The sequence below is a fragment of the Nonomuraea sp. NPDC050680 genome (assembly GCF_040654555.1).
In the GTDB taxonomy this organism is placed as follows: domain Bacteria; phylum Actinomycetota; class Actinomycetes; order Streptosporangiales; family Streptosporangiaceae; genus Nonomuraea.
In genome coordinates this window covers 271,415-290,526 of the sequence record NZ_JBFAIF010000008.1, presented here as the reverse complement: position 1 = coordinate 290,526, position 19,112 = coordinate 271,415, and the positions used below count along the sequence as shown (strand labels likewise).

At 70.9% G+C, this 19,112-nt stretch carries 20 protein-coding genes; 8 read left to right on the top strand and 12 right to left on the bottom strand.

Annotated elements, in window-relative coordinates; genetic code table 11:
• Positions 1-24 precede the first annotated feature (24 nt).
• Together AB0H88_RS27535 and AB0H88_RS27530 are read right to left on the bottom strand one after the other, a co-directional pair.
• Positions 25-96: a hypothetical protein gene (locus AB0H88_RS27535; protein ID WP_357649345.1), complete on the bottom strand. Its 72-nt coding sequence runs from the start codon at positions 94-96 to the stop codon at positions 25-27.
• A complete protein-coding gene (locus AB0H88_RS27530) occupies positions 84-1,046 on the bottom strand; it encodes an FAD-binding oxidoreductase (RefSeq protein WP_357649210.1) in 963 nt (320 codons plus the stop codon). Before AB0H88_RS27530 ends, AB0H88_RS27535 begins: the two co-directional genes overlap by 13 nt.
• A gap of 71 nt (positions 1,047-1,117) precedes the next feature.
• Between AB0H88_RS27530 and AB0H88_RS27525 the strand changes: the two genes are divergently transcribed.
• Positions 1,118-2,044 (top strand): LysR family transcriptional regulator, encoded by a 927-nt coding sequence (locus AB0H88_RS27525; RefSeq protein WP_357649208.1) that lies wholly within the window; start codon positions 1,118-1,120, stop codon positions 2,042-2,044.
• Positions 2,045-2,092: 48 nt separating this feature from the next.
• Here AB0H88_RS27525 and AB0H88_RS27520 read toward each other — a convergent pair whose 3' ends face one another.
• The 3 genes from AB0H88_RS27520 to AB0H88_RS27510 are packed head-to-tail and all read right to left on the bottom strand — an operon-like array spanning position 2,093 to position 4,542.
• Complete coding sequence (locus tag AB0H88_RS27520; protein WP_357649207.1) at positions 2,093-3,538, bottom strand: amidase; 1,446 nt, start codon at positions 3,536-3,538, stop codon at positions 2,093-2,095.
• 19 nt (positions 3,539-3,557) lie between these two features.
• Complete coding sequence (locus AB0H88_RS27515; RefSeq protein ID WP_357649351.1) at positions 3,558-3,719, bottom strand: hypothetical protein; 162 nt, start codon at positions 3,717-3,719, stop codon at positions 3,558-3,560.
• Complete coding sequence (locus AB0H88_RS27510; protein WP_357649205.1) at positions 3,712-4,542, bottom strand: SPFH domain-containing protein; 831 nt, start codon at positions 4,540-4,542, stop codon at positions 3,712-3,714. The genes AB0H88_RS27515 and AB0H88_RS27510 overlap by 8 nt, the downstream gene beginning before the upstream one ends.
• Positions 4,543-4,600: 58 nt before the next feature.
• On the opposite strand from AB0H88_RS27510, the gene AB0H88_RS27505 reads away from it, so the two are divergent.
• Complete coding sequence (locus AB0H88_RS27505) at positions 4,601-5,776, top strand: pyridoxal-phosphate dependent enzyme (protein WP_357649203.1); 1,176 nt, start codon at positions 4,601-4,603, stop codon at positions 5,774-5,776.
• 31 nt (positions 5,777-5,807) lie between these two features.
• Here the strand turns inward: AB0H88_RS27505 and AB0H88_RS27500 are convergent, their stop codons facing one another.
• From AB0H88_RS27500 to AB0H88_RS27490, 3 genes are all read right to left on the bottom strand, one after another.
• Positions 5,808-6,584 (bottom strand): hypothetical protein, encoded by a 777-nt coding sequence (locus tag AB0H88_RS27500; protein WP_357649201.1) that lies wholly within the window; start codon positions 6,582-6,584, stop codon positions 5,808-5,810.
• Positions 6,585-6,720: 136 nt separating this feature from the next.
• A complete protein-coding gene (locus AB0H88_RS27495; RefSeq protein WP_357649199.1) occupies positions 6,721-9,426 on the bottom strand; it encodes an ATP-dependent helicase C-terminal domain-containing protein in 2,706 nt (901 codons plus the stop codon).
• 64 nt (positions 9,427-9,490) lie between these two features.
• The gene (locus AB0H88_RS27490; RefSeq protein ID WP_225294525.1) at positions 9,491-9,808 is read right to left on the bottom strand and encodes a helix-turn-helix transcriptional regulator; all 318 of its coding nucleotides are present in this window, start codon (positions 9,806-9,808) and stop codon (positions 9,491-9,493) included.
• Positions 9,809-9,891: 83 nt separating this feature from the next.
• On the opposite strand from AB0H88_RS27490, the gene AB0H88_RS27485 reads away from it, so the two are divergent.
• Positions 9,892-11,049 carry an MFS transporter gene (locus AB0H88_RS27485; protein WP_357649197.1) on the top strand — a complete coding sequence of 386 codons (1,158 nt, stop codon included), beginning with the start codon at positions 9,892-9,894 and terminating at the stop codon, positions 11,047-11,049.
• Positions 11,050-11,053: 4 nt separating this feature from the next.
• Here AB0H88_RS27485 and AB0H88_RS27480 read toward each other — a convergent pair whose 3' ends face one another.
• Positions 11,054-11,884, bottom strand: a complete 831-nt coding sequence (locus tag AB0H88_RS27480) for an undecaprenyl-diphosphate phosphatase (protein ID WP_357649194.1) — start codon at positions 11,882-11,884, stop codon at positions 11,054-11,056.
• A 195-nt stretch (positions 11,885-12,079) separates the two neighbouring features.
• On the bottom strand, positions 12,080-12,892 hold the full coding sequence (locus AB0H88_RS27475) for an NAD(P)H-binding protein (protein WP_357649192.1): 813 nt from the start codon (positions 12,890-12,892) through the stop codon (positions 12,080-12,082).
• Between the two features lie 74 nt (positions 12,893-12,966).
• Between AB0H88_RS27475 and AB0H88_RS27470 the strand changes: the two genes are divergently transcribed.
• The 4 genes from AB0H88_RS27470 to lipB are packed head-to-tail and all read left to right on the top strand — an operon-like array spanning position 12,967 to position 15,289.
• Positions 12,967-13,881 carry an AraC family transcriptional regulator gene (locus AB0H88_RS27470; protein WP_357649190.1) on the top strand — a complete coding sequence of 305 codons (915 nt, stop codon included), beginning with the start codon at positions 12,967-12,969 and terminating at the stop codon, positions 13,879-13,881.
• Positions 13,878-14,390, top strand: a complete 513-nt coding sequence (locus AB0H88_RS27465) for an HAD domain-containing protein (protein ID WP_357649188.1) — start codon at positions 13,878-13,880, stop codon at positions 14,388-14,390. Before AB0H88_RS27470 ends, AB0H88_RS27465 begins: the two co-directional genes overlap by 4 nt.
• Before the next feature lie 60 nt (positions 14,391-14,450).
• Complete coding sequence (locus AB0H88_RS27460) at positions 14,451-14,633, top strand: PspC domain-containing protein (RefSeq protein ID WP_219529398.1); 183 nt, start codon at positions 14,451-14,453, stop codon at positions 14,631-14,633.
• 20 nt (positions 14,634-14,653) lie between these two features.
• Positions 14,654-15,289, top strand: coding sequence for a lipoyl(octanoyl) transferase LipB (lipB, locus tag AB0H88_RS27455; protein ID WP_357649184.1), 636 nt, complete (start codon positions 14,654-14,656; stop codon positions 15,287-15,289).
• Positions 15,290-15,323: 34 nt separating this feature from the next.
• Here lipB and AB0H88_RS27450 read toward each other — a convergent pair whose 3' ends face one another.
• On the bottom strand, positions 15,324-16,853 hold the full coding sequence (locus AB0H88_RS27450) for an amino acid permease (RefSeq protein WP_357649182.1): 1,530 nt from the start codon (positions 16,851-16,853) through the stop codon (positions 15,324-15,326).
• A gap of 119 nt (positions 16,854-16,972) precedes the next feature.
• The gene (locus tag AB0H88_RS27445) at positions 16,973-17,338 is read right to left on the bottom strand and encodes a DUF2809 domain-containing protein (protein WP_357649181.1); all 366 of its coding nucleotides are present in this window, start codon (positions 17,336-17,338) and stop codon (positions 16,973-16,975) included.
• Positions 17,339-17,366: 28 nt separating this feature from the next.
• Here AB0H88_RS27445 and AB0H88_RS27440 point away from each other — a divergent pair, with 28 nt between their 5' ends.
• Entirely contained in the window at positions 17,367-18,995 is a 1,629-nt protein-coding gene (locus AB0H88_RS27440; RefSeq protein ID WP_357649179.1) for an ABC-F family ATP-binding cassette domain-containing protein, read from the top strand.
• The last annotated feature ends 117 nt before the right edge of the window (positions 18,996-19,112 follow it).

The following is a 19,112-nucleotide window of genomic DNA, read 5'->3' as shown; positions in this document are numbered from 1 at the left end:
GTGGGATGTCGGCGTTGAGTCCTGTCACGCCGGTGGGATGTTGGCGTTGAGCCGGAACAGGTTGCCGGCATCCCACACGGCCTTCAGCGCGGCCAGCCGCCGGTAGTCGTCCGGGTCGTAGGCCAGCCGGACCTGGTCGGGCGTGGTGTTCTCGCCGTACAGGAAGTTGAGGCCGCGGCCTCCGGTGTCCCACGGCGACAGTGCCTCGCGGACGCCCTCGTGCAGCGGGCGCACCTCGCCGGGGTCGCCGCCCGGCGCGAGCCGGGACAGGACGCCGACCTGATACTGGGCGTCGCGGTTGACCACGGGCCCGAGGCCGGGCTTGTCCAGCGCGCGTCCGGGAACGGGATCACCGCGATGGACGAGGTCATCTCCTCGGGCAGGTCCAGCGTCCACTCGGCCCAGCGCTTCACCACGTCGGTGGCGAGATCGAAGAACAGGCCGCCCCCGTACAGACTGGTCACCGGAACCAGGCCGATCTCCAGCGCCGTGACCACCCCGAAGTTGCCGCGCCCGCCGAGCAGCGCCCAGAACAGGTCCGGCTCCGTCGCGGCCGTCACCTCCCTGAGTACGCCGTCGGCGGTGACCACCTCGACGGCGCGCACCTGGTCGACGGCGTAGCCATAGCGGCGCGCCATGAGTCCGAGCCCGCCTCCGAGCGTGTAGGACACGGCGCCGACGGACGGGGCCGAGCCGGACAGCGGGGCCAGCCCGTGGCGGGCCGCCTCCTCGATGACCCGCGCCCAGCGCACGCCCGCTTCGATCCTGGCCGTCGCCGTCTCGGCGTCTACTCGTACGCCGGTCATCCTGCGGGTGCTGATGAGCAGGCCACCGTCGGCCGCCATCGGCATGCCGTGCCCGGTGGCCTGCACAGCCACCGGCAGCCCGTTCGCCGCCGCCATGACCACGGCCGCGCGTACGTCGGCGGCGTCCGTCGCGCCGACGATCACGTCCGGCCGGTGCCGGGCGAGGGCCTGGAAACCGGCCCGCTCGTCGTCATATCCCTCATCACCCGGTCGGAACACCGGGCCCTTCAGAATGTCCATGTGGTTCAGCTTGTGTCCGGCCCATCCAGAAGTCAAAGAGATGGATTGTCTGGCTGCTAGCATGTTTGCTTATGGAACTCCGGCAGCTTGAGTACTTCGTGGCCGTGACCGAGGAGGCCGGGTTCACCCGGGCCGCGGCCCGGCTCCACGTGGCCCAGCCCGGAGTGAGCGCGCAGATCCGGCAGCTGGAGCGGGAGCTGGGCCAGCCGCTGTTCGACCGCTCGGCGCGGCAGGTGCGCCTCACCGAGGTGGGGGAGGCCGTGCTGCCCTACGCGCGGGCGGCTCTCGCGGCGGTCGCCGCCGCCCGGCTGGTCGTCGACGAGATCACCGGGCTGCTGCGCGGGCACGTCGTGATGGGTGCCGTCTCCGCGCCCTCGGTGCTCGACCTGCCCGGGCTGCTGGCCGACTTCCACGAACGGCATCCGGCCGTGGAGATTTCGCTCCAGGAGTCCGACCCGGAGAGCCTGATCGAGGCGGTGCGGGCGGGGCGGATGGACCTCGGCCTCATCGGCATCGGATCGAGCGTGCCGCCGGGGCTCGACGCGCAGGTGGTGGTCGACCAGGCATTGGTGGCGGCCGTCGGACTCGCTCACGACCTGGCGAAGACATCTGCCGTCGGGCTCGCTCACGACTCGGCGGGGATGCCCGCTATCACGCTGCGCGAGCTGGCGGATCGGGCGCTGATCTGCCTGCCGAACGGCACCGGCCTGCGGGCCGCTCTCGACGAGGCGTGCGCCGCCGCCGGGTTCACGCCGCACGTCGCCTTCGAGGCCAGCGAGCCGTACGTGCTGGGGCAGCTCGCCGCCAAGGGGCTCGGTCTGGCCGTGCTGCCCGAGTCGGCGGTCGGCGCCGCGAAGGACGAGCTGCACGTACTGGAGATCACCGAGCCGCGGCTGCGCGGCCGGATGGCGCTCGTCTGGCGGGCCACGGGGCCGTCGGGGCCCGCCGCGCGGGCGTTCATCGACCACACCCGCCGCCGACTGCCCGACTTCAGCTGAATCGACCGCCTAAGCCGTCGGTTGCCCTCTTTCGACTGGGCGCCGGGGTCAGTTCGAGAAGCCGCGGGGCCGGACCGGTGGGTGCGCTGCCGACAGCTGGGCGGCCAGGCCGAGGAGTTGCGGCTCGCCGCCGGGTGGGGCGATGAGCTGGACGCCGATCGGCAGGCCGCTGGAGTGGGTGGCGATGGGGACGGTGAGCGCGGGCCAGCCGCACATGTTCCAGGCGCCGGTGGCGGGCGCGTACCTGAGGTTGGCCAGCAGGTTGCGCGAGAGCCCGCGCTCTCCCCAGCGGTCGGCCTTCGGCGGAATGGCGGCCAGCGTCGGCGTGATCAGCACGTCGGCGTCACCGAACCACTGGTCGGCGCCGTAACCGTGCCAGCGGGCGCGGCCCCGCTCGCCGTCCAGCCTGAGCGCGTGGAGCACCCGGCCCGCGCGGGCCAGCGCACGGGTGCGCGGCTCCAGGCGCCTGCGGTCGAGGCCGGCGGCCGATCCGGAGGCGCGGGTCAGCCAGGTGGCGATCGTGGCGGGGCCGAGCGCGGCCGGCAGGCGCTGGTCGTGCTCGACGACCGTGTGCCCGGCGACTCTGAGGGTCTCGGCCGCCGCGCGTACCGCCGCCTGGAACTCCCGGTCCATCGGCAGGCCCACCGGCAGCGGCTGCGGGGCGTAGGCCACCCGCAGGTCGAAGGGCTCCGGGATCTCGTGCGGTGCCCGGGGCGCCCAAACCTCGTCGTCGTCGTCCGCCCAGACCGAGCGGAGCATGCGCGGCCGGGGCTCGATCCGCTCGCCGCCGCGCCAGGACTCGGCCAGGCCCTCGTCGGCGGCCAGGACGGAGAGCATCAGCGCCAGGTCGGCGACGTTCCTGGCCAGTGGGCCGTTCTCGGTGAGTCCGCCCCAGGTCTCCGTCGGCGGTGGTACGAGGCCCGTGCCCGGCTTGATGGCGAACACCCCGCAGCACGCCCCGGGAATGCGTAGCGAGCCCATCCCGTCGTTGCCCAGCGCCACCGGCACCATCCCGGCCGCCACCGCCGCGGCGCTGCCCGCCGACGAGCCGCCGGCCGTACGGGCCAGGTTCCAGGGGTTGCGCACGGTGCCGTAGGCGCTGTCGCCGAAGGCGACCAGGCCCAGCTCGGGCAGGTTCGTCAGGCCGACGATCACCGCGCCGGCCGCGCGCAGCCGGGCGACCGTCTCGTGGTCCTCGGGCGCGGGCGTGTCCGCCGTCGCGGCGGATCCGCCGCGGGTGGCCTCGCCCGCGACCTCCAGGTTGTCCTTGACCGCGACGGGCACACCTGCCAGCGGTAGTTCCGCCAGGTCGCGGCGCTTCTGCACAGCCCGCGCCTCATCCACGGCCCGCTCCCTGACCAGCCGGAACGCCCCCACTCCTGGATCGCGCTCGGCGATCGCGTGAAGGTGCTCCTCGACGACGGCCGCGGCCGTGACCTCACCCTGACGTACGGCCGTCGCGATCTCGATGGCGGACCTGCCTGTCCACAACATGCTTAAAGTGTGCGGGTTTTCACCCTTCGTTGCGAGGCTCCCGGCCGGCCTGCTTCAGCGCGAGCCGCAACGCGTACTCGATCTGCGCGTTGACGCTGCGCAGATCGTCGGCCGCCCACTTGGCGAGGGCGTCGTAGACGGCCGGATCGAGGCGCAGCAGGAGCTTCTTGCGCTCAGGCATACAGGCTGCCGGTGTTCACCACCGGCTGGATCGCCCGGTCGCCGCACAGGACGACCAGAAGGTTGGAGACCATCTGCGCCTTACGCTCCTCATCCAGCTCCACCACCTGCTCGGCGGCCAGCCTATCGAGCGCGAGCTGGACCATGCCCACAGCGCCTTCGACGATCCGGGTGCGAGCCGCCACGACCTGCCCGGCCTGCTGGCGAACCAGCATGGCCTGGGCGATCTCGGGTGCGTAGGCGAGGTGCGTGATGCGCGCCTCCAGCACCTCGATCCCGGCCAGCTCGGTACGCTCGCGCAGCTCGGCGGTGAGCTCGGTGGCCACCTCGGCGCCGTCGCGCAGGCTGGTGCGCGCGGGCTCGTGCGAGTCGTAGGGGTGGGTGGTGGCCAGGTGGCGCACCGCCGCCTCCGACTGGATCGCGATGTAGTTCTCATAGTCGTCCACCGCGAACTTGGCCTTGGCCGCGTCGGTCACCTTGTAGACGACCACCGCGGCGATCTCGACCGGGTTGCCGTCGGCGTCGTTGACCTTGAGCTTGGCCGTCTCGAAGTTGCGGACCCTGAGCGTGATCGTGGTCTTGTTGCTGAACGGCAGCACCCACTGGAAGCCCGCGTCCTCGACCGTGCCGATGTAGCGGCCGAAGAACTGCACCACCTTCGCCTCGTTCGGGTTGACCACGGTGAACCCGCTGGCCACCAGTACGAAGAGGACGATCCACCCGATGCCCAGAACCTCCGGCGAGACCGCGGCCGCCACGCCGGCCAGCACCAGCAGGACGAGCAGGACCAGAAAACCGTTCAAGCGGAAAGCACGTCGTTCCATCCCGACTCCTTGCTATCGAAGTGATATCACAATGATAGCGCGTCTAGGCTTGGGCCGCGTGAACGGACCATCTCTGGCCACCGGCCAGCGCTCCCTGGGCGATCCCTCGATCACGTATCCGCTGTGGCCGCCGCTGACCCGCGGCTGCCCCAAGACGAGCACCGCGTCGTTGGCCTATCCGGTCGAGGTCGACTACGACTACGCCCGGGTCAGCGCGACCCTGTTCGAGCAGGAGCCGGGCCCCGACCTCGCGCGCTGGTCGCCGCTGCTGCCGCCGCTGCACGCGCCCACGCTGGGCGAGGGCGGCACGCCGCTGATCCCGCTGGAAGGCGTGTACGTCAAGGACGAGTCGCGCAACCCCACCTGGTCGCACAAGGACCGGCTCAACCGGGTCGCGGTCAGCGCGGCCGTGGGCGCGGGGGCGCCGGGCGTGGTGGTGGCCTCGTCGGGCAACCACGGCGCCTCGGCCGCCGCGTACGCCGCCCGCGCCGGGCTGCCCGCCATCGTGCTCGCCTCGGCCGACGCGCCGCCCGCCGTCCATTCGCTGGTCCGCGCGTACGGGGCCAAGGTGCTCGCCGTGCCGGTCGAGGCGCGCTGGCCGCTGATGCGCGAGATCGTGGACCGGCTCGGCTACCACCCGGTCAGCAACCTGACCGTCACCCACACCGGGCACCCGTTCGGGACCGAGGGCTACAAGACGATCGCGTACGAGCTGTTCCTGCAGCTCGGCCGGGTGCCGGCGGCGGTGTTCGCGCCGACGGGCTACGCGGAGCTGCTCTACGGGGTCTGGAAGGGGTTCACCGAGCTGCGCCGGCTCGGGCTGGCGGGCACGACGCCGCGCATGTTCTCCTGCGAGTCCGCCGCCGGTGGTCCCCACGCGCGGGCCGTCGCCACGGGGGCGCCGGCCGCGATCGTCTCGCTCGGGCACACCGACGCGTACGGCATCGGCGGCTCGGTGGGCGGCCACCGGGGCGTACGGGCGGTGCGCGACAGCGACGGCGAGGCGCTGCTGGTCACCGACGAGGAGATGCGGGCAGCCCAGCGGGCGCTGGCCCGGCAGGGGCTGTGGCAGGAGCTCTCGGGAGCCGCGGGGCTGGCCGCCTACCGCAGGCTGGGGCGGGACTTCGACGGGCCGGTGGTCTGCGTCGCCACGTCCAGCGGGTTCAAGGATGTGGGGGTGGGGTCGGAGACGGTCGAGGTGCTGACTAACCCCACCATGGACGACGTGCTGTGAGGTCGCCGATGGGGCTGTGGCGCGTCTGGGATCACGCCTTCAGCCACACCCGGAGCGGGCCGATCGGGGTGAAGCCGTGCCGGGACGCGGGGGCCGGGTCGGTCTCGTAGCCGACCAGTGGGCGGCCGGGGAACAGCTCGGCCGCCATCGCCACTGTGCCCGACCAGGCGGCGTCCAGGTCGCAGCCGAGGGCGAACACGTTGGATACGCCTACGACGCTGCCGCTCGCGTTGAGCGCGGCCCCGCACGTGATGTCGCCGTCGATCCGGCCCGCCAGCACGGTGACCTCGCGCAGCAGCGGCGCCCGGAACAGATCCCCGTCATCCGCCGGAAAACAGGCGCGCTCCCAGTCGCGGAGTGCGCCCGCGTCGCGGACCACCTCCCAGGCGATGACGTCCCCGGTCGCCGCCGGGGCGATGACCGCGCCGGTCGGGGCAGTGGCCTCGCCGGTTGCTGCCCGGGCGACGGCCTCGCCGGTCGCCAGGGGTGTGATGGCCTTGCCGGTCGCCGTGGGGGCCGGGCGGTGGATCCACTTGGCCTCGAACAGCAGGTCCCACCCGGGTGGCGGCTGGAGCACGGCGAAGCTGTCCTTGACCGAGGCGCTGCGCTTGCCCTCGACTCCGGCCAGCAGGTCGTCCCACGTCCCCGCCGGGGAGAGGGTGACGGCATCTGGATAGTAGGTCGGTGTCACGCCGGGGTTGGTCCAGCTCAGCGCGCTGAACGTGCCGGGGGATCCGTGCGAGCGGCACACCGCGTCGCACCACTCCGCGTTGTTACGCGCCGCCTCAAGCAGCCGGTCATCGGTCATCTCGGTTCCATCCCCCCTCGCTCATGCGTCGGTTGGTTCCCGTCCCACCTGGCTGGTCCATCGGCCGGTTCGTCTGTCCCGCCTGGTTCGTCCGTCGGCCGGTTCGTCCGTCGGCCGGTTCGTCCGGCCGTGCGGGTCATCTCGATTTCGTGCGGCGGGTGGGGGCCGCGGTCAGCGGGTCCTCCGGCCAGGGGTGGCGGGGGTAGCGGCCGCGTAGTTCCGCGCGGACCGCACGGTAGCCCTCGCGCCAGAACGACGCAAGGTCCGCGGTGACCGCCACCGGGCGTCCGGCGGGGGAGAGCAGGTGTACGAGGAGCGGCACGCCCGCGATCCTCGGCGTCTCCGTCCAGCCGAACAACTCCTGCAGCTTGACCGCCAGGACCGGCTGCCCACCCGAATAGTCCACACGGACTCGGGAGCCGCTGGGCACCGCGACGCGCTCGGGCGCCACCTCCTCCAGTCGGCGGCTCCACGGGATGAGCCGCTTCAGGGCGGTGGCCACGTCGATGCGTTCCAGGTCGGCGCGGCGGCGGGCGCGGGACAGCTCCGGCTCCAGCCAGCGTTCGGCGATCTCCGCCAGGTCGTCCATCGGGAGCCACGGGTCGCCGAGTTCGCGATGGCAGAACGCCAGGCGGTCCCTGAGTGCGGTGGCCTCTTTGGTCCAGGTCAGTACGTCCTCGGTGCGCAGGCCGTACAGGATGGCCTCGCGTACGTCGGCGTTCTTGAGTGGGGTGGAGGAGAGCTCGATCGCGCCGAGCCGCTCGACGACGCGGGCGGACACGTCGCCGCGGCGCTCGCCCGGCGGGGTCCGCCACGCGATCTCGTCTTCGGTGGTCACCGGGAACGCCAGCCTGGCCGTCTCCTCGTCGATCACCACCGCCTGCCGGATCCGGGCCGACGCCGAGCCGGTGGGACGGTCGGCCACCGCCACGGCCAGCCATTTCGCCTCCCCGAGCCGCGACCCCTCGGCCAACTGCGCCTGGGTGCCGGACGCCATCAGGTATCCGCCACCACGCCGCCGCGCCACCCGCTCGGGAAACGCCAACGCCACCGCCAGCCCGGCCAGCGCGTCATCGGTCATCTCCCGCCGGTCCGGTGACGCGGCCTGTTGGACTTGTAGGGCGGTCTGCCGGTTCGGTGGTGGGGCGGATCGGCCTGGTGGTGGGGCGGGTCGGTCCGGGGGTGGGGTGCTTCTGGTGAGGCGGCGGACCTCCTGGCGCCAGCGGGCGGTGAAGCCGTCGCGGCCGTGGCGGGCCGAGCGCCAGATCTCCACGAGGTCGTCACCCGCCTCGCGGGGCAACTGGTCGGACAGGAGCGCCACCACCTCGGCGGCGCGCGGGCCGAGGTCGAGGAGCGCTCTGGCCAGGCGCGGGTGCACACCGACCAGCGCCATCCGCCGCCCCCGCGCGGTCACCCGCCACATCACCCGGCCGGCGCCGTCACCGGTCACTTGACTGGCGCCGCCATCGGTTGCCTGGCCCGCGCCGTCACCGGTCGCCTGGTCGGTGCCGCCGCCGGTTACCCGGCCAGCGTCGACGCCGGTCACCCGGTCGGTGTCGTCGCCGGTCACCTGGTCGGTGTCGTCGTCCGACCCGTACGAGGGCATGGTGGTGCCGGGGACTGGTTCCAGGGCGCCCAGGGTGTGGAGGGTGCGGGTGGCGGCGGTCATCGCGGCGGGTGGTGGCGGGTCGAGCAGGGCGAGGCCAGAGGCGTCCGGGTCGCCCCAGCAGGCGGCCTGGAGCGCGAACCCCGTGAGGTCAGCCAGGGCGATCTCCGGCCGTGCGTGGTCGGCGAGCCGCTCGTGCTCCGCCGCCGTCCAGCACCGGTACACCGTGCCGGGAGCCTCCCGCCCGGCCCGGCCGGCGCGCTGGTCGGCCGATGCCTTCGAGACTCGTACGGTGGTGAGCGAGCCGAGCCCCCGGGCGTGGTCGGTACGCGGCTCCCTGGCCAGGCCCGAGTCCACCACCACCCGTACCCCCGGCACGGTCAGGCTCGACTCCGCCACCGACGTGGCCAGCACCACCCTGCGCGCCGACCCGGGCGACAGCACCGCGTCCTGGACCCGCGCCGGCGCCTGCCCGTGCACCTGAAGCACCTCGACACCGCCCGAGAGCCCGCTGCCCGAGGGCCCGCCGCCCGAGAGCGTGCCGCTGAGCAGCGCGGCCACCCTGGCGATCTCGCCCGTGCCGGGGAGGAAGCACAGGATGTCGCCCTCCCGTTCCGCCAGCGCCTGCCGTACGACCTGGGCCACGTGCGAGAGCAGGGCGGGGTCGACTCGGAGGCCGTGCGGTGGGGCGACCGGGCGTACCGGTGGCGTCCACACGATCTCAACGGGGTGCGTCGCCCCGGACGCGCGCACGATCGGCGCGTCGCCGAGCAGGCGGGACCAGGGGACGGCGTCCGCGGTGGCCGAGGCGGCGAGGAGACGCAGGTCGGGGCGGAGCGTGTCCCGTACGTCGAGCAGGAAAGCGAGCGCGGTGTCGGCGTCGAGGTGGCGTTCGTGGCATTCGTCGAGCATCACCACGTCCACGCCGGCCAGCTCCTGGTCGCGCTGGAGCCGCTGCAGGAGCACGCCGGTGGTGACGACCTCCACCAGCGGGTTCGCGCCGGTGTGCCGCTCGCCGCGGATCGTGTAGCTGACGCCCATGCGCTTGGCCGCGGCGCGTACGGCCAGCCGCCGCGGCTCCGCCACCAGCACCCGCAGCCCGGTCTCCGCCAGGGCGAGCGGGACGACGGTGGTCTTGCCCGTGCCGGGCGGCGAGGTCAGAACGGCGGACCCGGTGCGATCGAGCACGCCGAGCAACTCCGGCAGGACATGCCGGATGGGCAGCCCGTCAGACATGGGCAGCCCTTCAGACGGAGGCAGCGCGTCAGACGGAGGCAGCGCGTCAGGCGGAGGCAGCGCGTCAGACGGGGACATGAGCCGCCGCAAGGATCGCGTCGAGCAGGCCGGGGAAGCGGGCGTCGAGGCCGTCGCGCCGCAGGCTGATGTACTTCAGCCGCCCCTCCTGCCTCGACATGATCACCCCGGACTCGCGCAGCGTCCGGTAGTGGTGCGAGGCCGTCGACTTGTGGACGCCGAGGTCGTCGCCCGCCGCGGTGCACGTTATCTCGCCGCGGCTGGCCAGACGGATGACGATCTCCATGCGTATGGGATCGGACAGCGCCCGCAACACCTCGGTGAGCTGGATGTCGTCAGTGGCCGGATGTGGAAGCAGGCGCATGCTCCGACCCTACCTCCGTCGCATTGTTTGACAACAATCCAACAATAGTCCAGTTTGATGAGCATCAAACTGAAGGAGACTCAGTGAGCAGTCGGCTCTATCCTCTCGCGCTCGGGAATTTCGCCGTCGGCACCGGTATGTTCGTCACCGCCGGGCTGCTGGCGCCCATTTCCCAGGATCTGGACGTCTCGTTATCGGCGGCCGGCCAGCTGATGACCGTGTTCGCGCTGGCCTACGCGTTGCTGTCGCCGGTGCTCGCCGCCCTGACCGCGCGGCTGTCGCGGCGGCGGGTGCTGCTGATCGCGCTGGCCGTGTTCGTGGTGGGCAACATGTTGACCGCGCTGGCGCCCACGTACCCGCTGGTGATGGTCACTCGCGTCATCGCCGCGGCGGGTGCGGCGATGTTCACGCCGACCGCCTCCGGCGTCGCCAACGCGCTGAGCTCGCCGGAACGCCGTGGCCGCGCGCTCGCGCTGGTGATGGGCGGCCTGAGCGTCTCGTCGGCGATCGGGGTGCCGCTGGGTACCTGGCTCGGGTCCGCGTCGAGTTGGCGGGCCACGATCTGGCTCGTGGTCGCGCTCGGTGTGCTCGGCTTCGTCGGGGTGGCCGCCGTGGTGCCCGACGTCATGATCGAGGCCACCGGACGGCTGGCCGACCGCTTCGCCCCGCTGGCCGACCGGCGGGTGGTGGCGGTGCTGACGACGCAGCTGCTGCTGTTCGCCGCCGGGTTCGCCGCCTATACCTATATCGGCTCGCTGTTCGACCTGCCGCTGCCCGCCATCCTGTGGGCGTGGGGGATCGGCGGGGTCGTGGGCAATCAGGTCGGCGGGCGGTTCACCGACAAGTATGGGCCGCGGCGGATGGTGCTGATCGGCATGGCGGCCTCGACGGTGTTCCTGGCGCTCATCCCGGTCGCGAACCTCGCTCTGCCGGTCGCCCTGGTGTGGGCGCTCTGCTGGGGTGCGCTCGGGTGGCTGGTCGCGCCGGCGCAGCAGTACAGGACCGTCGCCGCCATGCCGCACAATGTGCCGATCGGTCTGGGGCTGCTGTCTTCCGCGCAGTACGTCGGGTTGTTCGTGGCGGGGATCGCCGGCGGCCTGGCGCTCGACGGGTACGGCAGGGCGGGCGTGGTCGTGCTGGCCACCGGGCTCGCGCTGGCGGCCCTGCTGTTCACGCTGGTGACCTATCGGCCGGAGCCGACAGGTTCGGCCAGTGAGTCCAGTAAGAGGGTGTCTGTCTGAGGCGTCAGCCCTGGGCGGGGATCCAGCCGATGGTGACGGCGAGGATGACGAACAGCCCGAGCAGGATGCGGTAGATGACGAACCCGGTGAAGCGGTGGTGGCTGATGTACTTCAGGAACCAGGCCACCGCCGCATAGCCGACGATGAACGAGATGACCGTCGCCACGATGGTCGGCCCCCAGGCGGGTGCCTGCCCCTCGCCGATCTGGGCGACCTCCAGCAGGCCCGACGACAGGACCGCGGGGATGGCCAGCAGGAAGGAGTATTTGGCGGCGTCCTCGCGCCGGTAGTCCAGCAGCAGGCCCGAGGTGATCGTGCCACCGGAGCGGGAGACGCCGGGGATCAGCGCCAGCGCCTGCGCGAAGCCGTAGACGATGGCGTGCGGGAAGCTCAGGTGCTTCTCCAGCGTGAGCCTGTTGCGGGCGGTGTGGTCGGCGAACCAGAGGATGATGCCGAAGACGATCAGTGTGGTGCCCACCAGGCGCAGGTCGCGGAAGACCGTCTCGATCTGGTCCTTGAACACCAGGCCCAGGATGCCGATGGGCAGGGATCCGACGATCACGTACCAGCCCATGCGGGCCGCGTAGTGGCTGCGCAGGTCGGGCGTCCACAGGGCGCGGGTCCAGGTGGAGATGATCTCCCAGATCTCCTTCCTGAAATAGATCAGGACGGCCGTCTCGGTGCCGAGCTGGATCACCGCCGTGAACGCGGCGCCCGGATCCTGCCAGCCGAAGAACGCCGACACCACGCGGATATGCGCGCTGGAGGAGATCGGCAGGAACTCCGTGAGGCCCTGAATCAGCCCCAGCACCACCGCTTCGAACCAGCCGATCACGGTTACACCTTCCCCATACCCGCGTAAGTGACGAGGCGAGGCTAGCGGATACGGGGGCCCAGCAGTTGCTCGCGGAGTGAGGTCAGTTGGTGTGAGTGCTCGACGCGGGTGCTGGCCGAGCCCAAACACCCCCTGCACGCGCCTGCTGCTGGCATCGGTGCCCGGCCCCGGCTGGGATCCGGCCAGATTGGTGCGTCAGCGCACGATCCAGGCTGACTTGTTGGTGGTGGCGTAGTCGGTGAAGTCCCGGGCGGGCCGGCCGAGTGCCTGGCGGACACCGTCGGCGAGGTGCGCGTTGCGGCCGTCCAGGACCTCGGCGAACAGCCCGTTCAGCCCCTCGATCTCGTCCTCGGGCACACCCTGCTCGCGGGCCCCGGCCGCGAACTGCTCGGCCGTCACCGGCACGTAGACGATGTCCCGGCCCGTCGCCTTGGACAGCTCGGCGGCCACGTCCGCGAAGGTGAGCAGCCTCGGCCCGGTCAGCTCGTACAGCTTGCCGCCGTGGCCCTCCTGGGTCAGCGCCGCCACCACGACGTCCGCGATGTCGTCCACGTCCACGAACGGCTCGGGCACGTCCGCGATCGGCAGCGCGATGACCCCTTCGAGCACCGGGTCCAGCAGGTAGCCCTCGCTGAAGTTCTGCATGAACCAGCCGCATCGCACGATCGTCCAGTCGGCCCCTGACGACTGGACGACCTGCTCGGCCGCCTCGGCCATCGGCTCGCCCCGGCCGGAGAGCAGGACCAGCCGGCCGACGCCGCCGGCCACGGCGAGCGAGGTGAAGGCCTGGACGTCTTCGAGGGCGCCGGGGAAGGCGAGGTCGGGATAGTAGGTCACGTACACGGAGTCGACGCCGTCCAGCGCGGGAGCCCAGGTGGACCGGTCGGTCCAGTCGAAGGGCGGTCGCGCGGAGCGGGAGCCGATCCGCCACGGGTGGTCGAGAACGGTGAGCCTGCTCGCAACGCGGCGGCCGGTCTTGCCCGTGCCGCCCAGTACCAGAGTTGTCATGGCTCAAGTAAGCCGCCGAAGTCTGAGACTCTCCATGGTTGAGAAGCGCAATCCCATATGCGATCGTCTAGCCCATGGACCAGCTTGCCGCCCTCCTCGACGGTCCGCGGGCAAGGGGCGCCTTCATGCTCCGCTGTACGCTCGATCCGCCCTGGTCGCTGCGTATCCAGGACGAGGCTCCGCTCACGGTGGTGGTGATGGTGCGCGGGGAGGCGTGGGTGGTGCCCGATGAGGGGGACGTCGTCCGGATGTGTCCCGGGGAGGTGGCGATCATCCGCGGGCCCAAGCCGTACACGGTGGCCGACAGCCCCGCCACGCCGCCGCAGATCGTCATCCACCCCGGCCAGCACTGCACCACGATCGACGGTGAGTCGCTCTCCCAAGCCATGGACCAGGGCGTACGCACCTGGGGCAACGCCGCGGACGGCGAGACCGTGATGATCACCTGTGCCTACCTCATGGAGGGCGAGGTGAGCAGGCGGCTGCTGGAGGCACTGCCCACACTGCTGGTCCAGCGGGGCGACCCGCTCGTCCCGCTGCTGGGCGCCGAGATCGTCAAGGACCAGCCAGGGCAGGAGGCGGTCCTCGACCGGCTGCTCGACCTGCTGCTCATCTCCGTGCTGCGCTCGTGGTTCGCCACCCACGAGGCGCCGGCCTGGTATCGGGCGCAGAGCGATCCGGTGGTGGGCCGGGCCATGCGGATGCTGCACAACAACCCGGCCCACCCCTGGACGGTCGCCGCGCTGGCCGCGCAGGTGGGCGTCTCGCGGGCCTCGCTGGCCAGGCGCTTCACCGAGCTGGTAGGCGAGCCGCCCATGGCGTTCCTGACGGACTGGCGGCTGGCTCTGGCCGCCGATCTGCTGCGCGAGCCCGACGCGACGGTCGGCTCGGTGGCCAGGCAGGTCGGTTACGGCAGCCCGTTCGCGCTCAGCGCGGCCTTCAAGCGGGTGCGCGGCGTCAGCCCGCAGGAACACCGGGCGGTCCGGTGAGGCCGCTGCTGCTCATCGACGTCGACGGGGTGCTCAACCCGTTCAGCCGGCCCTCGCCCGACTTCCGCCGCTACCACTGCACGGTCGGCGACCACGTCTACACCGTGCAGCTCAACGCCAGGCACGGCACCAGGCTGCTGGAGCTGGCCGTGGTCACCGGGGCCGAGCTGGTCTGGGCGACGACCTGGGAGGAGCACGCCAACGAGTGGATCGGGCCCCGGCTCGGCCTGCCCGCGCTGCCCGTCATCCCCATGGGACCGGGATCGGACCAGGGCGGTTTGTACGGGGAAATGTTTAAAACGCCGCACGTAGCCGCCTATGTGGGCCGCAGACCGTTCGTGTGGTTCGACGATCAGGTGTGGCTGGAGGACGAGGAATATCTCAGGGGCACTCAGGGTCTCGATGATTTCCTGCTCATTCATGTTGATCCAAGAAAGGGCCTGACCAGCCAACACCTCGCCCAGGCGCACGAGTGGCTGACCCTCTCAGGGTTTTCTCAGGGTGCCTAGTGGGATATCTCCTGCCTGGACATCCGTTTTCCAGATAGGTGCAACCACACGGAGGAAACGATGTACCGCTCACGAGAGCACAGAATCCTGGCCGGCGTCTGCGGCGGTCTCGCCGACAAAATGGGGCTGCCCCCCACCCTCGTCCGGATCCTCTGGCTGCTGCTGTCGCTCATCCCCGGCCCGCTCTGGGTGGTCTACGTGGCCATGTGGATCCTCGTCCCCGAGGAGCCGAAGCGCTACTAGGGCGTCCTATCCTGGAACGCATGAGGGCTAGGCCGCTGACACTCCTCCAGGATGAGCTCGTCGATTACGACAAGGCGATGGAGCGCATGACCGACCTCGTCGGTGAGCGCCAACGAGACGAGCGGCCGGATACGCTCTGGCTGCTGAGCCACCCGTCGGTCTATACGGTCGGTCGCCGCACGCCGGTGACCCACCTGCCGGACCCGTCGCGCGGCATCCCCGTGGTCGAGACCGGCCGCGGGGGCCAGCTCACCTACCACGGCCCCGGCCAGCTCGTCGGCTACCTCATCGTCAAGCTGGGCGAGGAGGAGGGCATCGTCGACTACGTGCGGGAGGTCGAGCTCCGGCTGGTCGAGGCCCTGGGCGCGCTGGGGCTGCCCGCGCAGCGCCGCGACACCCCGCCCGGCTCCGAGCTGCTGACCGGCGTCTGGACCTCCGAGACGGGGCGCAAGGTCGTGTCCATCGGGATGCGGCAGAGCCGTGGCGTGACCAGCCACGGCTTCGCGCTCAACGTCGACGGCGACCTGGAGCCGTGGCACTGGGCGGTCGCCTGCGGCATGCCCGACGTGGACATGACCTCGCTCAAGAGAGAGCTGGAGGCCACGTCCATGGACACCGTCCGCGCGGCCGTGGCCACCGCCTTCGAAGCGTCCTAAGCCGCGGCTTTGGCTTGAGAGGCTTCAAGCGCTCTCAAGGCATGGGCAGTTCGTCGATCGTCCGGCGGGGCCCGGTGAACCAGTGCTTGGCCGACAGCTTCCACCACAGGGCGATGCCGAGCAGCACGACCCCGACCAGGACCGGCGCGTAGTTCACGTCCGTCCAGGTGAACGCCTCGTTGCCGGGGATCGCCGAGGGCTTGATCGGCATGATGAAGTAGATCGAGATGATCACGATCTCAATGCAGGCGATCCAGCACATGACCCGATATTTCCGGCCAAGGGTCCACGGGCCGGGCCGGAAGTCGTCGCCCATGCGCAGCCGCAGCCAGATCGGGATGAGGAACGCCAGGTAGAGCCCGATGACCGCGATCGACACGACGGCGAGGAAGGCCACCGGAGTGGTCGAGCCCGCCGGCGCCCAGAGCGCGGGCAGCGTGATCAGCGCGGCCACCACGCAGCCCGCGAGGATCGCGTTGACCGGCGTCCGGTTGCGGTCGACCTTCGACCACAGCCGCCAGCCCGGCACGGCACCGTCTCGCGAGAACGCGTAGGTCATCCGCGACATCGAGGTCACGCAGCTCATCCCGCAGAAGAACTGGCCGATCGTGGAGATCGCGAAGATCGCGGTGGCCAGCGGCGAGGAGAGCGCGGTCTCGAAGATGGCGCCGACGAAGCCGCCCTGCTTGTTGATCTCGTCCACGTTCGTCGCGGCGAACAGGAAGGCCAGCAGCAGGATCCAGCCGCCGATCGCCGAGTAGAAGATCGACTGCCAGAGCCCGCGGGCGGCCGCCGTGGAGGCGCCCTGCGTCTCCTCCGACACGTGCGCGCAGGCGTCGAAGCCGGTGATCGTGTACTGGGTGAGCAGGAAGCCCAGCGGCAGCACGTAGAACCAGAACGGTATGCCGCCGTCGCCATCACCGAAGCCGGAGTTGTTGATGGTGTCGGTGAAGACGAAGCCGACCGTCTGGTGGTGGCTCGGCGCGAAGATCAGAATCGCCACCACGATCGCGGCACCCGCCACGTGCCACCAGACCGAGATGTTCTGCAGCATGGAGATGAGCCGGTGGCTGTAGATGTTGATCAGCGCGTGCAGCACCAGAATGATCACGAACAGCAGGAACGCGTTGCCGAGCGAGGCGTCCCAGCCGCCGCCGGTGAGCCGGTTGATGGTGATGTTCAGGAACGTCGCGCAGCCGTAGTCGACCGACGCGGTGACCGCGATGAGGCCGATCAGGTTGAGCCAGCCGGTGAACCAGCCGTGGATCGGCTTGCCCATCGTGGCGGCCCACCAGTAGATGCCGCCCGCCGTCGGGTACGCGGAGACCAGCTCCGACATGCAGAGACCAATGATCAGGATGAAGATGGAGATCAGCGGCCAGCCCCAGGAGATGGCGATGGGACCGCCGTTGTTCCAGGCCTGGCCGAAGGTGGTGAAGCAGCCGGCGAGGATCGAGATGATGGAGAAGGAGATGGCGAAGTTGGAGAAACCGCTCCAGGTCCTTGACAGCTCCTGCTTGTAACCGAGCTCGGCGAGGCGCCTGGAATCCTCTTCTGTGGTCATTGAGGTCTCCTTGGGGGGATGCGCGGCGGAGGACGCTCTGAATTTGGTCTATCTCTAGACCATTTCCATCCCACAGGCAAGGCGTTACAGCGGAGTTTCGAGCTGGTAAGGACCGTTCTTTACCTAAATGTGGACCTCGCCGCTATATGCGCAGCGAACCCCATATGCGCCGCACAGATCACCGCGGCGCCCACGGCGTACCAGAACAGGTCGGGCGGGTTGAACGTGCTGCCCAGCAGCGGCCGCAGCAGCGGCGGGATCTCCCAGAGCTGCGCGAACTCGATCGCCCAGCTCAGCGCGGTCGCCCCCAGCGCGGCCCACACCGGCCGGACGCGCGGCAGGACGAGTACGACGAGCAGGTAGATCAGGACCGTGTAGAGCGCGTCGCCCGCGTACTTGGCGAACGGTCCGTCCCACAGCAGCCGCACCCCCAGCCCGGCCAGGACGGTGACGACGGCGGCGGCGAGCACGGGCCAGCGAGACATTTGGCTCACGTTAGTAGCATCGGCCTACATGAGCGCGACGATGGTGGTGAAGGACCTCGCGGCGGGGCATGGCGAGCGGATCCTGTTCTCGAACCTGGATCTGGTGGTGGCTCCCGGTGACGTCATCGGGCTCGTCGGGGCCAACGGCGCCGGGAAGTCGACGCTGCTGCGCCTGCTGGCCGGGCTCGACCGGCCCGAGCAGGGCTCCGTACGCCTCAGCCCGGCCACGGCCACGGTCGGCCACCTGCCGCAGGAGCCGGAGCGCCGCCCCGGTGAGACGGTCGGCCGGTTCCTGGCCAGGCGCACCGGCGTCGAGCAGGCACAGCGGGAGCTGGACGACGCCACCCAGGGCCTGGTCGAGGCGCGGCCGGGCGCCGACGACGCCTACAGCGTCGCGCTGGAGCGCTGGCTCGCGCTCGGCGGCGCCGACCTGGAGGAGCGCGCGGCGGAGATCGGGCTGCCCGTGGACATGGAGCAGCCCATGACCTCGCTGTCGGGCGGCCAGGCGGCCCGCGCGGGGCTGGCCTCGCTGCTGCTCAGCCGCTACGACCTGTTCCTGCTCGACGAGCCGACCAACGACCTCGACCTCGACGGGCTCGACCGGCTGGAGGGCTTCGTCCAGGGCCTGCGGGCCGGCACGGTGGTGGTCAGCCACGATCGGGAGTTCCTGGCCAGGACCGTCACCAAGGTGCTGGAGCTGGACCTGGCCCAGCAGCAGATCCGCCTGTACGGCGGCGGCTACCAGGCCTATCTGGACGAGCGCGAGGTGGCCAGGAGGCACGCCCGCGAGCGGTTCGAGGAGTACGCCGACACCCGTGCCCAGCTGGAGTCCCGGGCCAGGACACAGCGATCCTGGATGGAGAAGGGCGTCAGGAACGCCCGGCGCAAGGCGACCGACAACGACAAGATCGGCCGCAACACGCGCATAGAGACAACAGAGAAGCAGGCTGGCAAGGCCCGCCAGACAGAGAAGCTCATCGAGCGCCTCGAGGTGGTCGATGAGCCGCGCAAGGAGTGGGAGCTGCGGATGGAGATCGCCGCCGCGCCCCGCTCCGGCGCGGTGGTGGCCACGCTGCGCGGCGCGGTGGTCAGGCGGGGCGCGTTCACGCTCGGCCCGGTCGACCTGGAGATCGGCTGGGCCGAGCGGGTGGCGATCACCGGGTCCAACGGCTCAGGCAAGACGACGCTGCTGGCCGCGCTGCTCGGCCGTACCCCGCTCGACGAGGGGCACGCCACCCTCGGGCCGGGCGTGGTGGTCGGCGAGGTGGATCAGGTCAGAGGGCTGTTCGAGGGCGGGGAGCCGCTGCTCGACGCGTTTGCCGCGCAGACTCCGGAGCTGCCGCCCGCCGAGGCGCGGACGCTGCTGGCGAAGTTCGGGCTGCGGGCCGCGCACGTGCTGCGGCCCGCCGACACGCTCTCGCCCGGCGAGCGTACCCGCGCGGCTCTGGCGTTGCTGCAGGCTAGAGGCGTTAATCTACTCGTGCTGGACGAGCCGACGAACCATCTCGACCTCCCCGCGATCGAGCAGTTGGAGTCGGCACTGTCGAGCTATCCAGGCACGCTGCTGCTCGTCACCCACGACCGGCGGATGCTCGACGCCGTGCACGTCGATCGTCGCCTGAGACTGAGCGACGGGTCAGTTCTTGAGTCGGTCTGAAAATTTACACCGCTCAAGGAAACGAAGGTGAAACAATTTTCCGGCACTCGTTGACACGCAGTGTTCGTATGGTGTGCCTTTCTCTACACAGGACACCCCCGCCTGAAGGTGAGGCAC